Here is a 20,830-nt window from a genome sequence, read left to right as displayed (position 1 = left end):
ACCGTGATGACCAACTTCTTCCTTCGTAGCCATGCCAAACGTACGCTCATCGGTGCCGTGACCGCCCTGGTGCTGGTCGGTGGCCTCGCAGCCTGCGGCCACCGCCCGCATGATTTCGGTGCCAACATGAGTGCCGAGCAATACGCCACCCAACGCGACAAGATGGTCGACAAAGTGGGCGGCAAACTCGACCTGAACGCTGACCAGAAGAAGCTGCTGGCCGTCGTGGGTGACAAGATGTTCGAGCAGCGTGCGGCCCTGATAGGCCAGACCAAGGACCCGCGCGCTGAAGTGAAGGCACTTGTGGCCGGCGACAAATTTGACGCCACCCGCGCCCAGACCCTGATCAACGACAAAACCGCCGCTATCCAGACCAAGAGCCCCGAAGTCATTGCTGCCATGGCAAACTTCTACAACAGCCTGAACCCGGCCCAACAGCAGAAGGTGCGCGACTACATGGACGGTCGCGGTCACTGGTTCAGCCGGGGTTGATCGTCATGGCGCCCGCAACCCTGAGCGCCATTGCAGCACCCTTGCGCGCCTACGGGGCCGTGGTGCTGGAGGGCTATGAAGAACCTCACGCCGAAGTCATGGCCCTGGTGTGGGGCCCGCGCTTTGACCGGGAGCACGCCCTGCGCCTGCTGGAGCGCCGCCCCGGTTACGTGCCCCAGGTGCTGCACGATGTGCAAAAGGCGGCTGACCTGTTTGACCGGATGGCCGATGCCGAGCGCGACCGCCTGCGCAGCCTGATCCAGCGCCACCGCAGCTTGCTGTCCGGGTGTGACAATAGGCCCGCAACCCACTGACGCCTATGCACCGCATTTTGCTCATCGATGACGACACCCAGCTCGGCGGCCCCTTGGCCGCTTACTTTGCGCGCTTCGACATGGCGCTGGAACATTGCCTGCGCCCCAGCGACGGTCTGGCGCGCTTGGCGCAGGGCGGCATCGATGCGGCCATTCTGGATGTGATGCTGCCCGAGATGGATGGCTTTGCCCTGTGCCGCGCCATCCGCAAAGACAGCGACCTGCCCATCGTCATGCTCACTGCACGTGGCGAGGTGATGGACCGGGTGGTGGGCCTGGAACTGGGTGCGGACGACTATGTGCCCAAACCTTTCGAGCCACGCGAGCTGGTAGCCCGCGTGCAAACTGTGTTGCGCCGCCGCGCACCCGCTGCGCCCAAGGCCGCTGCGGCCGACCCCAACCACCTGTGCTTTCAGGGCCTGCGTATCGACGTGGCTACCCGCACGGTGCTGCGTAACGGCGAAGCGGTGGACCTTACGGGGACCGAGTTCGATTTGCTGCTCCTGCTGGCCCGGGCGCCGGGCAAGGTGTTCAGCCGTGACGACATCCTCAACCAGCTGCGCGGTCATGAGGCCGAGCTCTACACCCGCGCGGTGGACATTGTGGTCAGCCGCCTGCGCAAAAAGCTGGAGCCGCTGGACTGCATCAAAACCTTGCGCAATGCCGGCTACACCCTGGCGCTGGCCCCATTGGCCACCCCCGCAGGAACTGCCGCATGAGCATGTGGGCGGATTGGTGGCGCACCTGCCAAGGCTGGCCGGCGTTCAAGGCCTGTATCAGGGCCCAGCGCCAGGCCAAACACGCCTTGGTGCACTCGCTGCGCGTGCGGCTGATTGCCATGTTTCTGCTGTTGGCGCTGGCCATGGCAACTACTTTCATGTTCGGCATGCAGGCGGCGCTCAGCATCGGCTGGCGCGATGCGGCCAAGCCCTTGGTGGCCGACTACATCGACAAACTGGCCACCGAGATCGGTGACCCGCCCGACATTGAGCGCGCGCGCGCCATCACCCAGCGATTGCCCTTGAGTGTGCGCATCAGCGGCCCGCAGATCAACTGGCGCAGCAACGCTGAGCAATCCGGCAACCAGCACGACTGGATGGACGACAAACCCGCGGACCCCGATAGCCCCCGCTTCTATGTGCGCACCACCGCCGATGGCCACCGCATCCAGTTCGGGGTGAGCGTACAGGCCTGGCACGACCGCCCCCGCTTTATCGGCTGGGTCACGCTGTTCAGCCTGTTGGTGCTCACCACGCTGGCCTATGTGCGGGTACGCCGCATGCTGCGCCCGCTGGACGACATCCGCGCCGGCGCCTTGCGTTTTGGCGCGGGTGACTTTGCACAGGCCATTCCCGTGCGCCGCTCCCACCACCCGGACGAGCTGGGTGAGCTGGCCGCCACCATCAACACCATGGGCGCCGACATCCACCAGATGCTGGAGGCCAAGCGCACCTTGTTGCTGGCCATCAGTCACGAGCTGCGCAGCCCGCTCACCCGCGCCCGGCTGAACACCGAGCTGCTGCCCGAAACGGCCGAGGTGCAGCCCAGCCGCGATGCACTTCTGCGCGATCTGGCCCTCATGCGCGACCTGGTCACCGATTTGCTGGAAAGCGAGCGCCTGGCCAGCCCGCATGCCTCGCTCCACCGCGAGGCGGTAGACCTGCGCGCATTGGTGGAAGACGTGGTCTGCGAGCTGCAAACCGCCCACTCCGCGGAAGCTGATGCCGGCCCTGCCATCGACATGCATGTGCCCCCCGCCTTGCCCCGTCTGCAGCTGGACCCGACCCGCATCCGCCTGCTGGTGCGCAACCTGCTGGACAACGCCTTGCGCCACAGCGCCGGCGCATCCGCGGCACCGCAAATCACCGTGCATTGGACGGACGGGCAGTTGTCGATCGCCGTGCGCGATTTCGGCACTGGTGTGGAGGAAAACCAGCTGCCCAACCTGGGTCAGCCCTTCTTCCGGCCTGATGCCGCCCGTACCCGCGAAGGCGGTGGCGTGGGGCTTGGCTTGTACCTGTGCCGCTTGGTGGCGCAGGCGCATGGCGGCAGCTTTGCGGTGCGCAATGCCCAGCCGGGCTTGGCGATTGAAATCGCCTTGCCGGTGACGCCTGCGCAATAAACGTCGTCAGTAGAGGCCGCGCATCCGGGCATGCAGTCGGGTGAGCCCCAGAAGCCCGTCCGTGAACGGCGTAGGCACATGGGTCAAGACGCCCAGCTCCTGAACGGCGCTCACCAAGGCATCCAGCTCTATCGGCTTGCCCGCTTCAACGTCTTGCAGCATGGAGGTCTTGAACGCGCCAAGCTTGAGGGTCATGGCGTGTCGGTCTTCCGGTTGCTGGTCGATGGGCAGACCCAGCCTCGCCCCGATTTCTTTGGCTTCCAGCATCACACGTGAAACGAAGTCACGCACCAGCGGATCCCCAAGAATCAGGTCCGTCGTCGCGCCCGTGAGGGCACTGATCGGATTGACCGTCATATTGCCCCATAGCTTGAACCAGGTGTCCCGCTGTATATGGGCAGACACCTCCGCCCCCACCCCTGCGCTATGGAGCAAAGCTGCGAGTTCCTGCACCCGCTGACTGCTCCCCCCGGAGGGCTCCCCCAGAATCAGCCGGTTGCCGAAGTGGTGCTGCACAAAGCCCGGCGACAGCAACGAGCAACTGGCGTGCACCACTCCACCGATGATGTGCCGCGCAGGAATGGCAGTCGCGATGCTTCCCGACGCGTCTACCGACTTCAGTGTGGTTGCCGCAAAGGGGACCCCCAAGCCTTGCAGAAACCACCACGGAACGCCGTTCATCGCCGTGAGCACCATCGTGTCGGTCCCCAGAAGGGGGCCGATTCCGCGGGCAACAGCTTCCATCGCAGGTGCTTTGACCGCGACGATGACCAGGTCTTGCACCCCCAACTCGGTCGCATGTTCGGCCGCTTGCACCGGCACTTGCAACAGGCCCGATGCCTGCTGCAAGCGCAAGCCATGGGCTTGTAGTGCATCCAAGGTCTGACCGCGCGCGATCACACTGACGTGCTGGCCCTGGCTGGCAAGGTGTGCACCCAGCCAGCCGCCGATGGCGCCAGCACCGAAAATACAAATGCGCATGGGATCAGGATTCAGCAGTGAATCCGATGGCCTTCACGATGGGGCCCCACTTTTCGGTATCCGTTTTGAGAATCGCCGCGAGCTCCGCCGGGCTCGATGACTTGGCTTCCAGTCCCATGGCTGCGAGGCCGCTGACCACATCCTTGTCGGCCAGCGCTGCGCGGATCGCAGCATTGGCTTTGGCCACCACATCAGCACTGGCTTTTCCGGGGAGGTAAAAGCCGAACCATTCGCCGAACACCATGTCTTTCATACCCTGCTCGATCAGGGTACCGGTGCCGGGTACGAACTTGTTCCGTGTAGTACCTGTCGTCGCAAGCAAGCGGACTTTGCCGCCGCTCAGGTGCTGAAGAAATTCGCCCACGGGTGCCGAAACGGCAGCAATCTGGCCACCGATCAAATCTAGAATGGCAGGTTGCGACCCGCGGAAACCCACGTGGCGCATATCGACCTTGCCCGCCCTGCCGATCAGCTCGCCGACGAAGTGCGGCACGGAGCCGGGTGCGGGCGAGCCGAAGTTGGCGTTGTTGGGGTTGGCCTTGCACCACTCCAAAAATTCAGGCACGGTTTTGACAGTTGCGGGCACCATGGGGCCCACGGCAAACCCCATGTCGAACACCACGCCCAAAGACACAGGGGTGAGGTCGGTCAGCGGGTCGTAAGGCAGCTTTTTGTAGGTGTGCGGGTAAATGCCGAGCATGGACATGGGCGTGACCAACAAGCTGCCGCCGTCGGGCACCGAGGTCTTGAGTGCGGAAATGGCGATCTGGCCTCCTGCGCCGGCACGGGTATCCACGATGGCGGACTTGGCGTAGGGGCCGGCAAGGTGAGTCGCAAGGCGGCGGGCCAGGGTGTCCACGGTACCGCCGGCGGCAAAGCCCGAGATGATTTTGAGGTTTTCAATGCTTTGAGCCCGTCCGATCAGGGGCATGCCTGCGGCCAGACCGGTGAGAGCCAACTGCAAAATTTGGCGGCGATTGTTTGTCATGAAATGTCTCCTTGTTGTGGTGAAAAAACTCGCTTACGTGGCTGCTTTGGCGGCCGTCCGGTAATTGGCCTTGAAGCGCTCCGGGACCCGTTCGTCAAAGCCGAAGGCAACGCGACGGACCTCCGGGCTGTCGGTCGGTTGATGCCCGACGCCCAGTGCAGATGCGCGGGGCGGAGGAATGGCCACGACCGTGCCGGCCAGCCGGCCCAGGCCGGTAATCTCGCACTCCACCAAGTCACCCGGATCGACTGAGCGCGAATGGCAGGGGGTGCCCATCAGGATCACATCACCGGGAACCAGAGTGATGTGCCGCGCGATGTCGGCAATCACATAATGCGGGCCCCAAATCGTTTCGTCGCCGATATGGGCCTCTTGCACCACCAGCCCATTGCGGTAAGTGCGCAGGGTCTGCTCAAACAAATTGACGCCCCGCACGATGCCGGGCCCGATGGGCAGCAAGGTGTCTGCGCCCTTGACGCGCAGCATGCTGCCTTGGTCGGTGTCGCGGTAGTTCTGCAAGCCCATATCCAGCGCGGGGCAGAAGCCTTCGATGTAGTCCCAGGCCTCATCGGGCAGCACATTGCGGCAGGTCTTGCCGATGACCACGGCGTACTCCCCCTCGTAGTTGAGGTAGAGGCTGTCCGCAGGTTTGTGGATTTCACACTGGTGACCGTTGAGGGAGGTTGGCGGTTTGGTGAAGTAGGTCGGGGTTTCGGTGGGCTTGGGCTGGTTGCGGGTCTCAAAGCTGCGGGAGCTGTACGAGATATGCACCGCAATGATCTTGCTGGGCGACACCGGGGGCAGGTGCTGCACGGTGGCTGGGTCTACCAGGCGCCCGTCGTCCAGGCGGAGCTGGCCTTGGGTGCTGCCGGTCTCTTCGATGGTGCCCCAGCAGGCGCTGCCACCCACCAGGACGCGCCGCCGCTCGACGCGCGGCCCGCGCATCACGGCGGGTAGCTCTTGGATTGGGAATTCAAAGTTCATGCAGCCTCCAGCTCGGATTCGGTGGCGAACCACATGTGGATGTTTCCGGTGCCCCGGGCGTTTTCGTAGGCTGACAAAGCCTCTCCGCGGGCGCGACAGTCTTTGCCGCCCATGGCACCCAGCATCTGCAGGTAATGGGCACCAAAGGCCTCCCACGGTTTTTTGCGGTAGTCGTCGTCCCAGCGCTCCAGCACCGTGTCGTGGCGGCCTTGCTCCATGAGTGCGATGGCGGCCTTGTCGCTGGCGATGTTCTCCGGACGGGACACATTGCTCTCATGAAAAATCCGCGGGTGCTTGGGCGTCCAGGTGATGTCGTTGAACTTGTGGCTCAGGGCGCCGGAAGCCAGCACCACCACGCGCAGACCGCTGGCCTGAATGGCCTGGGCAATCGCCTCGCCGGAGCGCACAAAGTGCGGCCAATCGCAGTTCTGGCAGGAGCTCACGGTCAACACCGGCGTATCCGTCTGTTCCAGCCGCAAGTGCTTGACCAGGTTGATCGTGGCGTACTGCTTACCCAGGTGCGGGTTGTTGATGACCCGGTTGTAGCCACCCTGTGCGCGCGATGCTTCTTCAATGGCAATGGCCAGCTCCGGGTGCCCGCGGTAGGCGTAAGGGACGCCATGCAGGTACCACGGCATTTCGTCAGAGATGTAGTGGCCCTCGTAGCGCGCGGCACCGTCCACCAGGTGGTAGCCCGTGGTGAACCAGTGGCTGTCAAAGATGATGACCACATCCGGCCGGGCAGCGTTGATTTTGTTGCGCAAGCGCGCATAGCCGGCGATCAGGTCAGAGTCTTCGCCATTGCCCATGAGGCGGCGGAACTCTTCGCACTGCATGAGCCCCGGATGATGCGACACCAACGCTGCGCCTACGACTTTTCCCATGGTGGATTCCTTTTGAATGGTTGATTAGCGATGGCTGAAGCTCGCGCGGAACGGCTTTTTGGGAAGCACCACGTCCTTCACATCGCAGAAGAATTCGAAGCTCCAGTCGCCCCCTTCGCGTCCAATGCCCGAGCGCTTGATGCCGCCGAACGGAGCCGCCAGATCGCGAATGCCGAAGCTGTTGACCCAGATGAATCCGGTGCGCACCTGCTCGGCAATCGCGGTGGCATGGGCGGTCTCGCCGTAGCACACACCGCCCAGGCCGTAGTCGGTGCCATTGGCCATGGCGATGGCTTGGGCATCGCTGTCAAAGGTCTGCAGAGTCAGCACCGGGCCGAAGACCTCGTTCTGCACGATCTCGCTGTCTTGACGGAGGTTGGTCAGCATGGTCGGCTCGAAGTACTGGGCGCCGAAGGGGTGCGGCTTGCCGCCCCACAACAGTTCTGCGCCATCGGCCAGCGCGCGTTCCACAAAGCCCTTGACCCGCTCCACCTGGCGCGGGTGGATGATGGGCCCGATCTCGACTGCTATGTCCCGTGGATCGCCGATGTTGAGCTTCTCCACATAGGCGCGCATGGCGGCGACAAAGTGGTCGCGGATGTCGCTGTGCACCAGAAAGCGGGTGCCGGCCAGACACACCTGGCCCGCGTTGCGGTACATCAGCGCGCCTGTGGCGGCTGCGTTGTCGATGTCGGCGTCTTCCAGCACGATGAAGGGCGACTTACCCCCCAGCTCCAGGCTGCAGGGCACCAGGTTGGCGCCGGCGGCTTGGGCAATCCACTTGGCGGTAGGTACCGAGCCGGTGAACGAAATGCGGGCCAGGCGCGGGTCGGAGACCAGGCGCGCACCCGTGCCGGCGCCGCTGCCCTGGACAATGTTCAGCACCCCGGCGGGCAAGCCGGCCGCGTGCGCGCAGTCGGCCAGCAAGCTGCTGGTGAGCGGCGCCCACTCCGGCGGCTTGATGATCACCGTGTTGCCGGCTGCGAGGGCGGGGCCGAGCTTCCAGGTGGCTAGCATCAATGGCGAGTTCCACGGCGTGATGATGACGACCACCCCTGCCGGGTCGTGACGCACGATGTGCGTGGCCTGCTCGGTTTCCAGCGGGCGGTCCTGCAGGCTGAGCGCATGTTCGGCAAACCAGGTGATGTTGAGCATGGCACGCGGAATCACGCCATGCTTCATGCGCGACAGCAAGATGCCCGCGTCATTCGACTCCAGCTGGCAGAAGGCGTCCGCGCGTTTGCCGATCTCTGCGGCAAAGCGATCCAGATAGGGTTTGCGCTCTGCCGCGGTCAGGGCGCTCCAGGCCGGGTAGGCCGCTTGCGCAGCCAAGATGGCGGCATCCACATGGGCCGGTGTGCCCTCGCTAATGCGGCCCAGCAGGCTTTGGTCAATCGGGCAATGCAAGTCAAACAACTCGCCGGATGCCACCCGTTGCCCGCCGATGTAGTGGTGCGGCGATACGTTAAAGCCGGCGATGGAAAGAGTCTCTTGGGACATGATTGCTCCTGAATTGATAGCTGTTAGCGCATGCTCTATGTGCGCTAGAGAGTGATTTGGCTCATATCCAGCAGCTTGTGCGGGTTCATCAAGCCCTGTGGGTCCAGGGCTTGCTTGATGCGTTGCATCAGCTGCAGCTCCAGCGGCGACTTGTGGCGGGCCGACTCGTCGCGGCGCAGCACGCCCAGGCCGTGTTCGGCGGATATCGAGCCCTGGTGGGCGTGCACCGCGTCGTGCACCAACTGGTTGAGCGGGCCTTCGAGCGCCTGGAACGCCGCCATGTCGTCGGGCCCGCTGCCCGGAAGTGGCGAGGCGTTGTAGTGCAGGTTGCCATCGCCCAAGTGGCCGAAGGTCACCTGCCGGACCTGAGGGAATCGGGTGGCAATCAGCGCGTCGGTATTGGCGATGAAGTCGGGGATGCGGGAGATCGGCAGAGAAATATCGTGCTTGATGGTCTTGCCCTCGGCGCCCTGGGCTTCCGAGATGTTTTCACGCAAGGCCCACAGTGCTTCCGATTGCGCCAGCGTGCTGGCCAGCGCGGCGTCGGTCACCCAGCCGTTTTCCATGGCGGTTTCCAGCAGGCTCTCCATGGACTGCGCGGCTTGCGCCTCGTCGCCCGTGGCTGACAGCTCCATCAGCACATACCAGTCTGACGCCTCTCCCAAGGGCCGGCGCGTGCCGGGTATGTGGCGCAACACCAGATCCACACAGGTGTCGCTCAGTAGCTCAAACGCGGTCAATTGCGCACCCAGCCGCTCCTGCGCCAGGGACAGCAGCTCTAGCGCCTGTTGCGGCGTTGGCACGGCCACCAAGGTGACCACCTGTGCCGTAGGCAAGGGAAACAGCTTCAGCACCGCGGCGGTGATGACGCCCAGCGTGCCCTCGGAGCCGATGTACAGGTCCCGCAGGTCGTAGCCGGTGTTGTCTTTGCGCAGGGTGCGTAAGCCATCCCACAGCTGGCCCTCTGCAGTCACCACTTCCAGGCCCAGGCAAAGTTCACGGGCATTGCCGTAGCGCAGCACCTGCACGCCCCCTGCATTGCTGGCGAGGTTGCCGCCTATGGTGCAAGTGCCTTCAGCCGCCAGGCTCAGCGGGAACAGGCGCTTGGCGGCTTTGGCGGCCTCTTGCACCTGCAAGAGCGTGACACCGGCTTCCACCGTCAGGGTGTTGTTGAGCGGGTCCACGGCGCGCACCCGGTTCAGGCGCAGCAGGGACAGCACCACCGGCAACTTGGCAGGGGTGGCCTCGGGCACCGAGCCGCCTGAGAGGCCGGTGTTGCCGCCTTGGGGCACCACAGGCGTGCCGTGTGCGTGGCACCAGGCAATGACTTTGGCCACGTCCTCGGCACTGTCCGGTTGCGCCACGGCCAGCGCCTGGCCGGTCCATTTGCCACGGTAGTCGGTCAGAAACGGGGCTGCATCGGCGCCGCTCAGCAGTTTGCCGCTGAAGGCTTGGCGTAGAGATTCCAGCGACACGTCAGTAAGCTCCTGTGCTCTGCGCGGCGGTGACGGCGGCTTTGTACTGCGCTGCCAGCGAGGTGGTGGCGCGTACCAGCAGGGTGGTGTCCACACCCACCGCCACAAAACAGGCGCCCAGTGACAGGTAGCGCCGGGCCAGACGCTCGTCCGCGCACAAGATGCCCGCTGCCTTTCCGGCGCGGCGTATGCGGGTGATGGCGTCCTCTATCGCGGCCAGAACCTCCGTGTGGGTAGGTTGCCCGAGGTAGCCCATGGAGGCGGACAGGTCCGCCGGGCCGATGAACACGCCATCCACCCCTTCCACCGCAGCAATGGCATCTATATGTTGCAGGGCAACCTGCGATTCCACTTGCACCAGAAGACACACCTGCTCATTGGCTTCGTGCAAATAGTTCGGGTAGCGCGACCACCGGGCCGAGCGCGCAATCGCGCTGCCCACCCCGCGCATGCCCTGGGGCGGATAGCGCATGGCGCGAACCAGCGCGCTGGCCTGGTCTGCCGACTCCACCATGGGCACAAGCAGCGTGGTGGCGCCGATGTCCAGCACCTGCTTGATCAAGGCTGCATCCCCGTGCGGCACCCGCACGACGGGGTGCGTGGGGTAGGGCGCCACACTTTGCAGCGCGCCCAGCAGGCTGCGCAAGTCGTTGGGGGCGTGTTCGCCATCCAGTAGCAACCAGTCAAAGCCGCTGCCGGCGCAAATCTCGGCGGCATAGGGGTCTGCCAGCGCCTGCCACAGTCCGATTTGCACCTCGCCACGGGCCAGCGCTTGCTTGAAGGGGTTCACGGGTGTTTGCATGGCCCCGGCGCTCACATGAAGCGGAATGAGATCGCGCCCAGCGGGCCGTAGTCCGCATGGAAAGTGTCTCCTGCCGCGCCAGCCACCGGTCGGGTGAAGGAGCCGCCCAGCACCACCTCGCCAGCGGCCAGGCCTTCGTTGTACGGTGCCAGCTTGTTGGCCAGCCAGGCCACGCCGTGGGCAGGGTGGTTGAGTACAGCGGCTGCGAGGCCTGACTCCTCAATCACCCCGTTCTTGTAGAGCAGGGCGCCGCACCAGCGCAAATCCAGCGCATCGGGTTTGACGGGGCGCCCGCCCATCACGATGCCGGCGTTGGCTGCGTTGTCGGCAATCGTGTCCAGCACTTTGCGCGGGGCTTTGGTCACGCGGTCGAACTGCTCGATGCGGGCGTCAATGATCTCCAGCGCCGGGACCACGTAATCGGTGGCGGCCAGCACCTCAAAAATGGTCACGTTGGGGCCGCGCAAGGGCTTGCCCAAAATGAAGGCCAGCTCCACCTCCACGCGGGGCAGGATGAAGCGCTGCACGGGAATGTCGCCCCCCTCGGGGAACAGCATGTCGTCCGTCATGGCGCCGTAATCGGGCTCGGTGATCTGCGACGAAATCTGCATCGCACGCGAGGTCAGGCCGATCTTGTGCCCCAAAATTTTGCGGCCCTCATCCAGCTTGATCTGCACCCAGGCGCGCTGGATGGCGTAGCTGTCGGCCATCTCCATGGTCGGAAAGCGTTTGGAGAAATGTTCTACCTGAATGCGTGTCTTCTCCGCTTCATGGAGCTCGCGCGCCAGGGCGATGTGGATGTCGGGTGCCAGCAAGTGAATGTCTCCTCGAACCTTGTATTTGGAGCGCGAGTGTGCAGAGGGCGTCGCTGCACGACAAACGATTTATTCTGGGCAATTTGTTAGACGAGCTTCACAATAGACCCATGTCATCCAGCCGCTATACCCTTCGCCAACTCGAAGCTTTTGTGACCGCTGCCGAGCTGCTCAGCTTTACCAGCGCGGCAGACCGGCTCGCGCTCAGCCCCTCGGCGGTGAGTCAGCTGGTAGTCGAGTTGGAGTCCAGCCTGGGCTTCAAATTGTTTGTGCGCAGCACGCGCAAAGTCAGCCTGTCGGCCGAGGGCAAAGAGTTTTATGCCTCCGCACAAACGGTGCTCAAGCACCTGCATTTGGCCGAGGTGGCCGCCACCGATTTGCGCAACCGTGCCAGCGGGCTGGTCCGCATTGCGGCGCCCATGGTGATTGCCAGCACCATCCTGCCGCTGCTGATCCGCGACTACAACCTGGACCGGCCCAAAATCGTGGTGCGCATCCGCGACGCCGCCGTCGAACAGCTCACCGATGTGGTGGCCAGTGGCGAGGTCGATCTGGCCATAGGCCCCGACCGGCCCGGCAGCGATGCGGTGCATCACACCCCCCTGTTCAGTAGCCCCTGGGTGCTGTGGTGCGCGCCCGGGCACCCCTTGGCCACCAGGCCGGAAGTGCAATGGGCTGATGTGCGCGCCCACACGCTGGTGACGGCGGGGCGCGACCATGAAATCAGCGTGGCGCAAATGGGGGTGGCCTTGCCCGAGGCCGAGCGCATCCGCCCACGCGAAGTGGTGGATCACATCTCCACCGCATTCGGCATTGCGGCGGCGGGGTTGGCGGCCACGGTATCGCCGGCTTATGTGCAGACCTGGGCCAAACGGCAGGGTTTGGTGATGCGGCGCATCGTGGACCCGGAGGTGGTCCGGCAGGTCTGCCTCTACCAGTCTGCGCACCGCACGCCGTCGCCCGCCACCACCGGCTTTGCAGAATATCTGGTGGCGGCCCTGAAGAAGCCGCAGCGCAAACGCCATGGCAGGTGATGCCGCTACAGTGTGAGCTGCAGCGCCGGGCAGGCAAGTTTTGCTCTGGCGCACCAATTGATTCACTACTTTTTTGATAGCTGCTCGCGCATATTCTGCGAGCGCTGGAGCCTGATTTGACTACCAAAAACCTCGTATTACTCCCCGGCCTGATGTGCGATGCCGCCGTCTGGGCACCGCAGGTGCAGGCCTTGTCCGCCAGCCACCACTGCATGGTGATGGACTGGGGCCTGACCGACTCGCTCACCGCCATGGCGCAGCAGGTGCTGGCCGCCGCCCCTGCCACCTTTGCCCTGGCCGGCCACAGCATGGGCGGGCGCGTGGCCCTGGAGTTGATGCGCCTGGCCCCCGGGCGGGTAGAGCGCCTGGCCTTGCTGGACACCGGCGTGCACCCCTTGGCAGAGGGCAAAGCCGGCGCCAAAGAAAAAGCCGGCCGCATGGCCCTGCTGTCGCACGCACAGCGCGCCGGCATGCGGGCCATGGGCGCCATGTGGGTACGCCCCATGGTGCACCCCGCCGTGGTGGGTGGCCCGGTGTTCGAGCAAGTGCTGGCCATGCTGGAGCGCAGCAGTCCTGCCCAGTTTGCCGCGCAAATCAATGCGCTACTCACCCGGCCCGATGCCGCACCGGTGCTTGCCGGCATCACCTGCCCGACGCTGGTGCTCACCGGCCGGCAAGACGCCTGGAGCCCGCCCGAGCAGCACCAGGCCATGGTGGACGCCATGCACGCCGTGCGCGCGGAGCTGGTGGTGCTGGAAGACTGCGGCCATATGAGCACGATGGAGCAGCCCGACGCCGTCAACGCCGCCTTCGCCCGCTGGCTGGCCGCCTGAAAAGTGCCAACTTCGTCGCTGTTCCTGTAACCGTTACAGCACAAAGTTACAAGAATCGGGCCCGGAGCGGTAACAATCTCCCCCTCGGCCGGAAAACCCCGGCCTCCCAACACTGAATCTCACCATGTCGACATTTGAAATTGAAGGCGGCGTGCCCCTGCGAGGCACCATTCGCGCTTCCGGCAACAAAAACGCCATCCTGCCCATGATTGCGGCCTGCATCCTGACGGACCAGGAAGTCATCCTCGACAACGTGCCCGACATCATCGACGTGCGCCACATGCTGGACGTGATCGTCGAAATCGGCGGCAAGGTCGAACGCAGCGGCGAGCGTGTCAGCATCCATGTTGCCAGCGTGCGCACCAGCGAAATCGGCCAGGCTTTGTGCAACAAGGTCCGCACCTCCATCCTGTGTGTGGCCGGCCTTTTGCACCGCACCGGCTCCGCTCGCTTGTTCCCCCCGGGAGGCGACGTCATCGGCCGCCGCCGCTTGGACACGCACTTTTATGGCCTGCAAAAGCTGGGCGCCAAGGTCAGCATCAATGGCGTGTACGACTTCACCATGCCCGGCCCGCTGACGGGCGCTGAGTTGTTTTTTGACGAGCCGTCGGTCACTGGCACCGAGCACATCCTCATGGCTGCAGCGGTGAGCCGTGGCCACACCCTGATCCGCAACGCTGCTTGCGAGCCGCATGTGCAAGACCTTGCTCATCTGCTCAACGCCATGGGCGCCAAGATCAGCGGCATCGGCACCAACCAGCTCAGCGTGGAAGGCGTGGACTCGCTGCACGGCACCACCTACACCGTGTGCCACGACCACATCGAGGCCGCGTCTTACCTGGCGCTGGCTGCGGCCACCGGTGGCGAAATCACGGTCGAGGGCACCGACAAGCACGCCTACGGCATGTGCCACCGCGTGTTCGAGACGCTGGGCGTGAAGATTGATTTGCACGACAAGCACATCTTCCTGTCCGCCAATCAGCGCATGCAAGTCACCCGCGATTTTGACGGCGCCATGCCTGTCATCGGCGACGGCCCCTGGCCCCAGTTCGCCACCGACCAGATGAGCTGCATGATCACCCTGGCCACGCAGGTGGAAGGCAATGTGCTGTTCTTCGAGAAGATGTTTGAGTCGCGCCTGTACTTTGTGGACAAGCTCATCGGCATGGGCGCCGCCGCCGTGGTGTGCGACCCGCACCGCGTGGTCATCAGCGGCAAGAGCCGCCTGCGCGGCACCACCTTGCCAAGCCCCGACATCCGCGCCGGCATGGCCCTCTTGGGCGCTGCCTTGTGCGCCAGCGGCAAGTCCACGGTGCAGAACGCCAACATGATCCAGCGCGGCTACGAAAAGCTGGACGAAAAGCTGCTCGCCCTGGGCGCACGCATCACCCACAAGCCCCACTGAAGGCAGCACGCGAAAGCGTGTTTGCTATCAATAAAAGAGCTGCTCGCGCATATTTCATGGGCGCTGGTGGCTGATTTGAGAGGGATTTGATGAAGCCATTTCCTGTTCGTCTCACCCCCGGCCAAGACCTGCGCGCCGCGCTGGAAGCCGCGGTTCTCGCCCAAAACTGCCGCGCAGCGTTCGTGTTGTCCGGCATCGGCAGCCTGTCCACGGCGGGCATCCGCCTGGCAGGCGCGGCGCAACCCACGCGGCTGACCGAAAGCATGGAGATCCTCACCCTCTCGGGCACGGTGGCCGCCGGTGGCGACAAGACGGGCTCGCATATGCACATGGCTATTTCTACGGCCAAGGGGCAGGTGCTGGGCGGGCATGTGGCGCCGGGCTGCATCGTGCTCACCACGGCCGAGGTGCTGCTGGCCCTGCTGCCCGACTGGCAGTTCACCCGCGAGCCGGATTCGCTCACCGGATACGATGAACTGGTGATCCGTCCCCGGAACTGATTTGCTATTTATTAGATAGCTGCTTGCGCATATTCCACGTGCGCTAGTGGCTCATTTGTTTCTTCAGCCATCATGAAAACCTTTTACAACCACCTCCACGCCCAGCACCAGGGCAAAGTCGAAATGTTCCGTGGCGCGCTGGTGCCGTGCTTTGAGGTGCCGGCCCGTGCCGACCATGTGCTGGCCGAGCTGCAACGCCGTCAGCTGGGCGCGGTGCTGGAGCCGCAAGCCTTTGACGAGGCGGCGCTCACCGCCATCCACAGCCCGCGCTACCTGCGCTTTCTAGCAACGGCTTGGGACCAGTGGGTGGCGCTGGACGCAGCCAATGCGGACAAAGACATCCTGCCCTCCGTCTGGCCCACGCGCACCTTCCGCACCGACATTGAACCTGACAACTTTGCCGCCAAGGTGGGGCTGTATTCGTACGACGCGGGCACGCCCTTCACCAGCGGCACTTGGGTGGCCGCCCGCGCCGGAGCGCAATGCGCCTTGAGCGCCGCGCAAGCCTTGCTGGCCGGCGACCGCGCCGCCTTCGCCCTGAGCCGCCCGCCCGGCCACCATGCAGGGGCCGACTTTTTTGGCGGCTACTGCTTCTTGAACAACGCAGCCTTGGCGGCACAGCACCTGCGCAATGCCGGCATGAAGAAGGTGGCGGTGCTGGATGTGGACTACCACCACGGCAACGGCACCCAGGCCATCTTTTACGACCGGCCCGATGTGTACTTCGCCAGCATTCACGGCGACCCGCGCACCGAGTACCCGTTCTATCTGGGCCATGCGGATGAAACCGGCTCCGGCGCTGGATTGGGGGCCAACCTCAACCTGCCGCTGCCTCGCGGTACCGACTACGCCACCTGGGCTCAGGCCCTGGAGACTGCCTTGGCGGGCATTGCACGCTTTGGTGCGGACGCATTGGTGGTGTCGCTGGGCATGGATACCTTTGAGGGCGACCCGATTTCGGGCTTCAAGCTTAGGACGGACGACTACCTGCGCATCGGCGAGCGCCTGGCGAAAGCCGGCTTGCCCACCGTGTTCATCTTTGAAGGCGGTTACGCCGTGGAAGAGGTGGGGGTGAATGCGGTGAATGTGTTGCAGGGCTTTACCAATCCGTAACACGCGCCGGGGCGGGCAGCCCGCCCGGAGCGGCTAAGCTTGCGTTTATGACTTCGATTTTTCAAATCTGCAGCCCCGTGTGGCTGCGGCGCGGTGTGCGCGCCACCGTTGTAGCCATGGCTTGTGCCGTGGCTACCCCCGCACTGGTGCTGGCCCAGGGCGTGACAGCCACCCTCGACAACGCAGCTTCCACAGAGCGGCTGATCTCCGAGTTCGGCGGCTGGATCGGCAACCGCCACGATGCGGATCAGCTGGTCACCACCTTGCGCAGCGGCCGCCCGACGGCTACCGAAGGTGCGGCCAGCAAAGAACCAGCCACCGGACCATTGGGTTACGGCGAAGTACGCCTGGCGCTCAAGCTCGCGCAAGGCGCACTGGCGCAGCAGGGCGTGGCCTACCCCAATCCGGATCAGCTGCAGGCGGCGCTGCATGGCGGTGTGTTGCGCACTCCGCAGGGCGAACAGGTGATGGATGGGGTCTTGCCCCAAAAGGCAAGGGGCACCGGCTGGGCCAACATGGCCGAGCGCTATGGCCTGACCACTGAAGATTTGCTGCCCCCGCCGGGCAAGGCCGTGACGGTAAAGAGCGCCAAGCAGTCGGCCGCCAAGGGCAAAGCCAAAGCGGGTGCCAAGAGCAAAGCGCCTGCAAAAGCATCGTCTAAAAGCAAGATCAAGTCTTCCGCTAAAAAACCGGTAGCCAAGTCTGCCAAGCCAGCGGCCAAAGTCGTCAAAAAAGCGACCTCGGGCAAATAGGCGTTTCGGGCCGCAAGGCCGCGTGGCGGTGGATCAGGCCGGGTTGCGGCGGGCGCGCAGCAGGGCGGCCAGACCCACGGCCGCCACCAAGATCAACACCGCCGGAAAAGCCACCGTGGCCGACCAGTCAATCAGCGCGCCGCTGATGCCGGAGGCCACCAGCCCGCCCAAGGTGTAGTTCAGCACCAGCACCGCGGTGCAGTTGACCAGGGCAATGCCTTTTTCGCGCGCGCCAATGTCGGTCATGCACAGGGTGTAGAGGCTGCTGCCGGCGGCGCCGAGCAAAAACACCACCGGCCACGCGACCCAGATGGCGTGCTCCACCAAAGGCAGGGCTGCAGCACACACTAAGGCGACGGCAGCTACGGCCACCATCAGGCTGCGGCGGCCTCGCACCGGGTCGGCAAACCGGTCTGCCGCCATCCCCACCGGAATGGCTGCCAGCGTGCTGCCCAGACCGCTCACAGAAATCAACAACGCGGCTGCACTGGCGCCCAGACCCATGCTCAGGCCGTAGAGCGGCAGGATGGAGGCCAGGCCCAGCTCAAAGAAGCCGCCGATAAACCCGGCCAGCATCAGGATAGGGTGCTGCTGCACCGCCTGCCACAGGCCGCGCGGTCCGACGCTGGTGTTGCCGGCCTCTGCAGGGGTGAGGATGGGCGGTATGAACATCGTCCACACCAGGCCCAGGGTCAGCAGCGCGATCACCAGACCCAGTGCCACATGCCCCGTGCTGCCGGCCCAGGCCAAGAGGCTGGGGCCGATGATGAAGGTCGCGCCCACCATGGTGGCGTACATGCCCATGGTGCGCCCCAGGCGCTCGGGCGGCGAAAACTCGGCAATCAAGGCCTCGGCCAGCACCCAGCGCATGCCGCCTGCAATGCCCGCCAGAAGCTCCAACACAAACCACACCGCTATGGAGTCGGTACTCAAAAAGCCCACTGCCGCTGCCAGCGGCACGCCGGAGGCAAACCACATGGCGCGCCGGCGGCCCCATCGTCGAGTGAGCGCTGATGCAAAGGGCGTCACGATAAATATGCCTAGCCAGGTGGTCGCCGCAAACAGGCCGGCGATGGTGGTAGACACCTCCCGCTCTGTGAGCAGCACCAGCATCAGCGGCGACAACATAAAGACGCCCGAGAGCTGAAACAGCGTGGAGCCGAACACGGCCAGCAAGCCCGTGCGGGAGCCGGGGTGCGCAGTGGCGCCGGTGGTGGGTTCGTTATGCAAGAGAACGTGCTTCCAGAATGGCGCGGGCCACCTCGGCAAAACCTGCGCCTCGCGCAGAAGGCGTGAGGTAGGTCGGCAGGTGGCTGAGCTGTGGCACAAAGCGCGCTATGTTGGCCACGCCCGCGCTGTGGGTGAAGTGCTGGAACATGGCTTGGTCGTTGCCCGAGTCGCCCACAAACACCCACTGGTCCAACTCGGTGCTCAGGTCACGATCCAACAACTCGCGGACGATCCAGCAGGCGCCGGTCCATTTGTTGAAGTCCCCGAAGCAGCCGTGAATGTGGATGCTACTCACCGTGGTTTGCATGCCGTGGCTTTGCAGCAGGGCCAGCACGCGTTGCACCGTTTCGGGCGAGTGATGGGCAAATTCGGCGTAGTCGAACGCGAGGTCGGTTTCGCGGCCCGCGCTGTCGCGGCTGAGCTCCATGCCCGGCACTTCGGCGCAGACTTGGGCGGCAATGGAGTCCATGCGCAGCCTGTTGGCGGTGCGCACTTCAGCACTTTGTTGATATCGTTTTGATAGCGCCCCGCGCATATCCGACGGGCGCTGGAGGTCAATTTGGCTAGTAACCGCGTAGGCAGGGCCGGGTACAAAAGCCACGGCCCCGTTCTCCGCCACCATGGCATCCACCGGCCAGGCCGGGCCGTTGGTGACCGCCATGAAGGGCTCGCACCAGCCGATGGGCCGCCCGGTGATGGGGATCACCGTCAGCCCGGCCGCCTTCAGGTCCCCTAGCGCCTGCAGCGCCGCGCGTGCAATGTGGCCGTCGTGGGTGAGGGTGTCGTCGATATCGGTGAACACCCCGCGGATGGCACGGCGGCTGTCCACCGGCCATTGCGCCAGGGGTTTCACGTGGGAGCCTCTTGTTTAGCCTGCTGTTTGCAGTGCCAAGCCTGCATGTTCGCGCAGCGGGTGGAAGTGAATTTTGGGGAAGCGCTCTTGGGCCAGACGCACGTCGTAGGGGCTGGTGCACAGGTAGGCCAACGTATCGGCCGCGTCCTTGGCCATGCGCATGGGGTAAGCGTTCACAAACTCCTGCAGTTCCTTCGGGCTATCGGCAGTGATCCAGCGGGCGCCGGTGTACTGGCTGCTCTCCAGCCGGATGTCGGCGTCGTACTCGCCCTTCAGGCGGTGCTGCACCACTTCAAATTGCAGCTGGCCCACTGCGCCCAGCAGCATGTTGCCGCCCATTTCTGGCTTGAACACCTGGATGGCACCTTCCTCGCCCAGCTGGGCCAGGCCCTGCTGCAGCTGCTTGGTGCGCAAGGGGTTTTTGAGCACCACGGTCATGAACATTTCGGGCGCAAAGAAGGGCAGGCCGGTGTACATGAGGTTGACGCTGCCATCGGTGATGGTGTCGCCCAGCTGCACGCCGCCGTGGGTGGTAAAGCCCACGATGTCGCCGGCGTAGGCCTCTTCCACCGCCTCGCGGCGCTGGCTCATGAAGGTCACCACCGAGGTGGGGCGCAGCTCTTTGGCGGTGCGCATGACTTTGAGCTTCATTCCCGGTGTGTACTTGCCGCTGGCCATGCGCACGAAGGCGATGCGGTCGCGGTGGTTGGCGTCCATATTGGCCTGCACCTTGAAGACCACGCCGCTGAAGGATTCGTCTTCGGGCTGAATCTCTTTGACCACGGGCTGGCGGTTCACCAGCGTAGTGCTAATGCGCTTCTGGGGTGCGGGCGCGAGGTCGACCAGCGCGTCCAGCACTTCCATCACACCGAAATTGTTCACCCCGGAGCCGAAGAACACGGGTGTTTGCTTGCCAGCTAAAAAGGCTTCGTGGTCCCAGGCAGGGGAGGCGCCAGTGGCGAGCTCCATGCTCTCCACCGCCGTGTCCCACTCGTGGCCGAAGCGGGCTTGCAGGGCAGCAGGGTCGCTCAGGGGCATGGTGTCGAAATCTTGAGGACGGCGCTCGCTGCCGGACTCAAACACGGTCATGGCCTGGGTGCGCAGGTTGATGATGCCGCCGAACAGCTTGCCTTGGCCCACGGGCCAGGTCATGGGCACGCAAGGCATGCCCAGCTCACGCTCGATTTCGTCCAGGATGTCCAGGGGCTCGCGCACTTCGCGGTCCATCTTGTTCACGAAGGTGATGATGGGTGTATCGCGCTGGCGGCACACTTCGATCAGGCGGCGGGTCTGCGCTTCCACACCGTTGGCGGCGTCAATCACCATCAGTGCCGAGTCCACGGCAGTGAGCACGCGGTAAGTGTCTTCCGAGAAGTCCTTGTGGCCGGGGGTGTCGAGCAGGTTGACCACGTGGTCGCGGTAGGACATCTGCATCACCGAGGATGCGACAGAGATACCGCGCTGCTTTTCGATTTCCATCCAGTCGGAGGTGGCGTGGCGGCTGGCCTTGCGGGCCTTCACCGAACCGGCGATCTGGATCGCGCCTGAGAACAGCAAGAGCTTTTCGGTAAGCGTGGTCTTGCCGGCGTCCGGGTGGGAAATGATCGCAAAAGTGCGGCGGCGCTTGGTCTCGGGTGCGTAGGTCACAGGGGGGTCCAGGGTCGGGTGGGCCGCGCATCACAGGCGGGCCGCAGGAGAAGAGGGCGTATTTTACAGAGCTGCCCCGACAGCCGCGCGCGGGGCAGGCCTTAAA

At 64.4% G+C, this 20,830-nt stretch carries 21 protein-coding genes; 10 read left to right on the top strand and 11 right to left on the bottom strand.

What is annotated here, in order from left to right; translation table 11 throughout:
• Nucleotides 1-6 precede the first annotated feature (6 nt).
• Genes AEP_RS09380 through AEP_RS09365 form a run of 4 tightly spaced genes read left to right on the top strand, consistent with a single transcriptional unit; the run spans nucleotide 7 to nucleotide 2,928 of the window.
• Nucleotides 7-492, top strand: a complete 486-nt coding sequence (locus AEP_RS09380; protein ID WP_087495138.1) for a Spy/CpxP family protein refolding chaperone — start codon at nucleotides 7-9, stop codon at nucleotides 490-492.
• Nucleotides 493-497: 5 nt separating this feature from the next.
• The gene (locus tag AEP_RS09375; protein ID WP_087497266.1) at nucleotides 498-806 is read left to right on the top strand and encodes a hypothetical protein; all 309 of its coding nucleotides are present in this window, start codon (nucleotides 498-500) and stop codon (nucleotides 804-806) included.
• Nucleotides 807-811: 5 nt separating this feature from the next.
• Complete coding sequence (locus AEP_RS09370; RefSeq protein ID WP_087495137.1) at nucleotides 812-1,525, top strand: response regulator transcription factor; 714 nt, start codon at nucleotides 812-814, stop codon at nucleotides 1,523-1,525.
• Nucleotides 1,522-2,928, top strand: a complete 1,407-nt coding sequence (locus AEP_RS09365; protein WP_232459969.1) for a sensor histidine kinase — start codon at nucleotides 1,522-1,524, stop codon at nucleotides 2,926-2,928. The genes AEP_RS09370 and AEP_RS09365 overlap by 4 nt, the downstream gene beginning before the upstream one ends.
• A 6-nt stretch (nucleotides 2,929-2,934) precedes the next feature.
• Here AEP_RS09365 and AEP_RS09360 read toward each other — a convergent pair whose 3' ends face one another.
• The 8 genes from AEP_RS09360 to hpaH are packed head-to-tail and all read right to left on the bottom strand — an operon-like array spanning nucleotide 2,935 to nucleotide 11,357.
• Nucleotides 2,935-3,909: a 2-dehydropantoate 2-reductase gene (locus tag AEP_RS09360; RefSeq protein ID WP_087495136.1), complete on the bottom strand. Its 975-nt coding sequence runs from the start codon at nucleotides 3,907-3,909 to the stop codon at nucleotides 2,935-2,937.
• Nucleotides 3,910-3,913: 4 nt separating this feature from the next.
• Nucleotides 3,914-4,897: a Bug family tripartite tricarboxylate transporter substrate binding protein gene (locus AEP_RS09355; protein ID WP_087495135.1), complete on the bottom strand. Its 984-nt coding sequence runs from the start codon at nucleotides 4,895-4,897 to the stop codon at nucleotides 3,914-3,916.
• A 33-nt stretch (nucleotides 4,898-4,930) separates the two neighbouring features.
• Nucleotides 4,931-5,881 (bottom strand): fumarylacetoacetate hydrolase family protein, encoded by a 951-nt coding sequence (locus tag AEP_RS09350; protein ID WP_087495134.1) that lies wholly within the window; start codon nucleotides 5,879-5,881, stop codon nucleotides 4,931-4,933.
• Complete coding sequence (locus tag AEP_RS09345; protein WP_087495133.1) at nucleotides 5,878-6,765, bottom strand: extradiol ring-cleavage dioxygenase; 888 nt, start codon at nucleotides 6,763-6,765, stop codon at nucleotides 5,878-5,880. The genes AEP_RS09350 and AEP_RS09345 overlap by 4 nt, the downstream gene beginning before the upstream one ends.
• Nucleotides 6,766-6,789: 24 nt before the next feature.
• Nucleotides 6,790-8,265 (bottom strand): aldehyde dehydrogenase family protein, encoded by a 1,476-nt coding sequence (locus tag AEP_RS09340; RefSeq protein WP_087495132.1) that lies wholly within the window; start codon nucleotides 8,263-8,265, stop codon nucleotides 6,790-6,792.
• Nucleotides 8,266-8,309: 44 nt separating this feature from the next.
• Nucleotides 8,310-9,740, bottom strand: a complete 1,431-nt coding sequence (locus AEP_RS09335; protein WP_087495131.1) for an FAD-binding oxidoreductase — start codon at nucleotides 9,738-9,740, stop codon at nucleotides 8,310-8,312.
• Between the two features lies 1 nt (nucleotide 9,741).
• Nucleotides 9,742-10,542, bottom strand: coding sequence for a 4-hydroxy-2-oxoheptanedioate aldolase (gene hpaI / locus AEP_RS09330; protein ID WP_087497264.1), 801 nt, complete (start codon nucleotides 10,540-10,542; stop codon nucleotides 9,742-9,744).
• An 11-nt stretch (nucleotides 10,543-10,553) separates the two neighbouring features.
• Complete coding sequence (gene hpaH / locus AEP_RS09325; protein ID WP_087495130.1) at nucleotides 10,554-11,357, bottom strand: 2-oxo-hept-4-ene-1,7-dioate hydratase; 804 nt, start codon at nucleotides 11,355-11,357, stop codon at nucleotides 10,554-10,556.
• Between the two features lie 110 nt (nucleotides 11,358-11,467).
• Between hpaH and AEP_RS09320 the strand changes: the two genes are divergently transcribed.
• The 6 genes from AEP_RS09320 (at nucleotide 11,468) to AEP_RS09295 (ending at nucleotide 16,994) form a co-directional block, all read left to right on the top strand.
• A complete protein-coding gene (locus AEP_RS09320) occupies nucleotides 11,468-12,391 on the top strand; it encodes a LysR family transcriptional regulator (RefSeq protein WP_087495129.1) in 924 nt (307 codons plus the stop codon).
• Between the two features lie 116 nt (nucleotides 12,392-12,507).
• The gene (locus AEP_RS09315) at nucleotides 12,508-13,224 is read left to right on the top strand and encodes an alpha/beta fold hydrolase (RefSeq protein ID WP_087495128.1); all 717 of its coding nucleotides are present in this window, start codon (nucleotides 12,508-12,510) and stop codon (nucleotides 13,222-13,224) included.
• A 124-nt stretch (nucleotides 13,225-13,348) separates the two neighbouring features.
• Nucleotides 13,349-14,629, top strand: coding sequence for a UDP-N-acetylglucosamine 1-carboxyvinyltransferase (gene murA, locus AEP_RS09310; RefSeq protein ID WP_087495127.1), 1,281 nt, complete (start codon nucleotides 13,349-13,351; stop codon nucleotides 14,627-14,629).
• A gap of 89 nt (nucleotides 14,630-14,718) precedes the next feature.
• A complete protein-coding gene (locus AEP_RS09305; RefSeq protein WP_087495126.1) occupies nucleotides 14,719-15,129 on the top strand; it encodes a PPC domain-containing DNA-binding protein in 411 nt (136 codons plus the stop codon).
• 72 nt (nucleotides 15,130-15,201) lie between these two features.
• The gene (locus AEP_RS09300) at nucleotides 15,202-16,242 is read left to right on the top strand and encodes a histone deacetylase family protein (protein ID WP_087495125.1); all 1,041 of its coding nucleotides are present in this window, start codon (nucleotides 15,202-15,204) and stop codon (nucleotides 16,240-16,242) included.
• A 47-nt stretch (nucleotides 16,243-16,289) separates the two neighbouring features.
• Nucleotides 16,290-16,994: a hypothetical protein gene (locus AEP_RS09295; protein ID WP_087495124.1), complete on the top strand. Its 705-nt coding sequence runs from the start codon at nucleotides 16,290-16,292 to the stop codon at nucleotides 16,992-16,994.
• Between the two features lie 33 nt (nucleotides 16,995-17,027).
• Here AEP_RS09295 and AEP_RS09290 read toward each other — a convergent pair whose 3' ends face one another.
• From AEP_RS09290 to AEP_RS09280, 3 genes are read right to left on the bottom strand one after another with little or no spacing between them, the layout of a single operon-like run.
• Nucleotides 17,028-18,224, bottom strand: a complete 1,197-nt coding sequence (locus AEP_RS09290; protein WP_087495123.1) for an MFS transporter — start codon at nucleotides 18,222-18,224, stop codon at nucleotides 17,028-17,030.
• Nucleotides 18,217-19,077 carry an HAD family hydrolase gene (locus AEP_RS09285; RefSeq protein WP_087495122.1) on the bottom strand — a complete coding sequence of 287 codons (861 nt, stop codon included), beginning with the start codon at nucleotides 19,075-19,077 and terminating at the stop codon, nucleotides 18,217-18,219. Before AEP_RS09285 ends, AEP_RS09290 begins: the two co-directional genes overlap by 8 nt.
• 15 nt (nucleotides 19,078-19,092) lie before the next feature.
• Nucleotides 19,093-20,724: a peptide chain release factor 3 gene (locus AEP_RS09280; RefSeq protein ID WP_087495121.1), complete on the bottom strand. Its 1,632-nt coding sequence runs from the start codon at nucleotides 20,722-20,724 to the stop codon at nucleotides 19,093-19,095.
• Nucleotides 20,725-20,830 lie beyond the last annotated feature (106 nt).

It is taken from the genome of Curvibacter sp. AEP1-3 (assembly GCF_002163715.1).
Taxonomy (GTDB): Bacteria; Pseudomonadota; Gammaproteobacteria; order Burkholderiales; family Burkholderiaceae_C; genus Allorhodoferax.
Note: the sequence above shows the minus strand (reverse complement) of the source record. Positions and strands in the feature narration are given on the sequence as shown.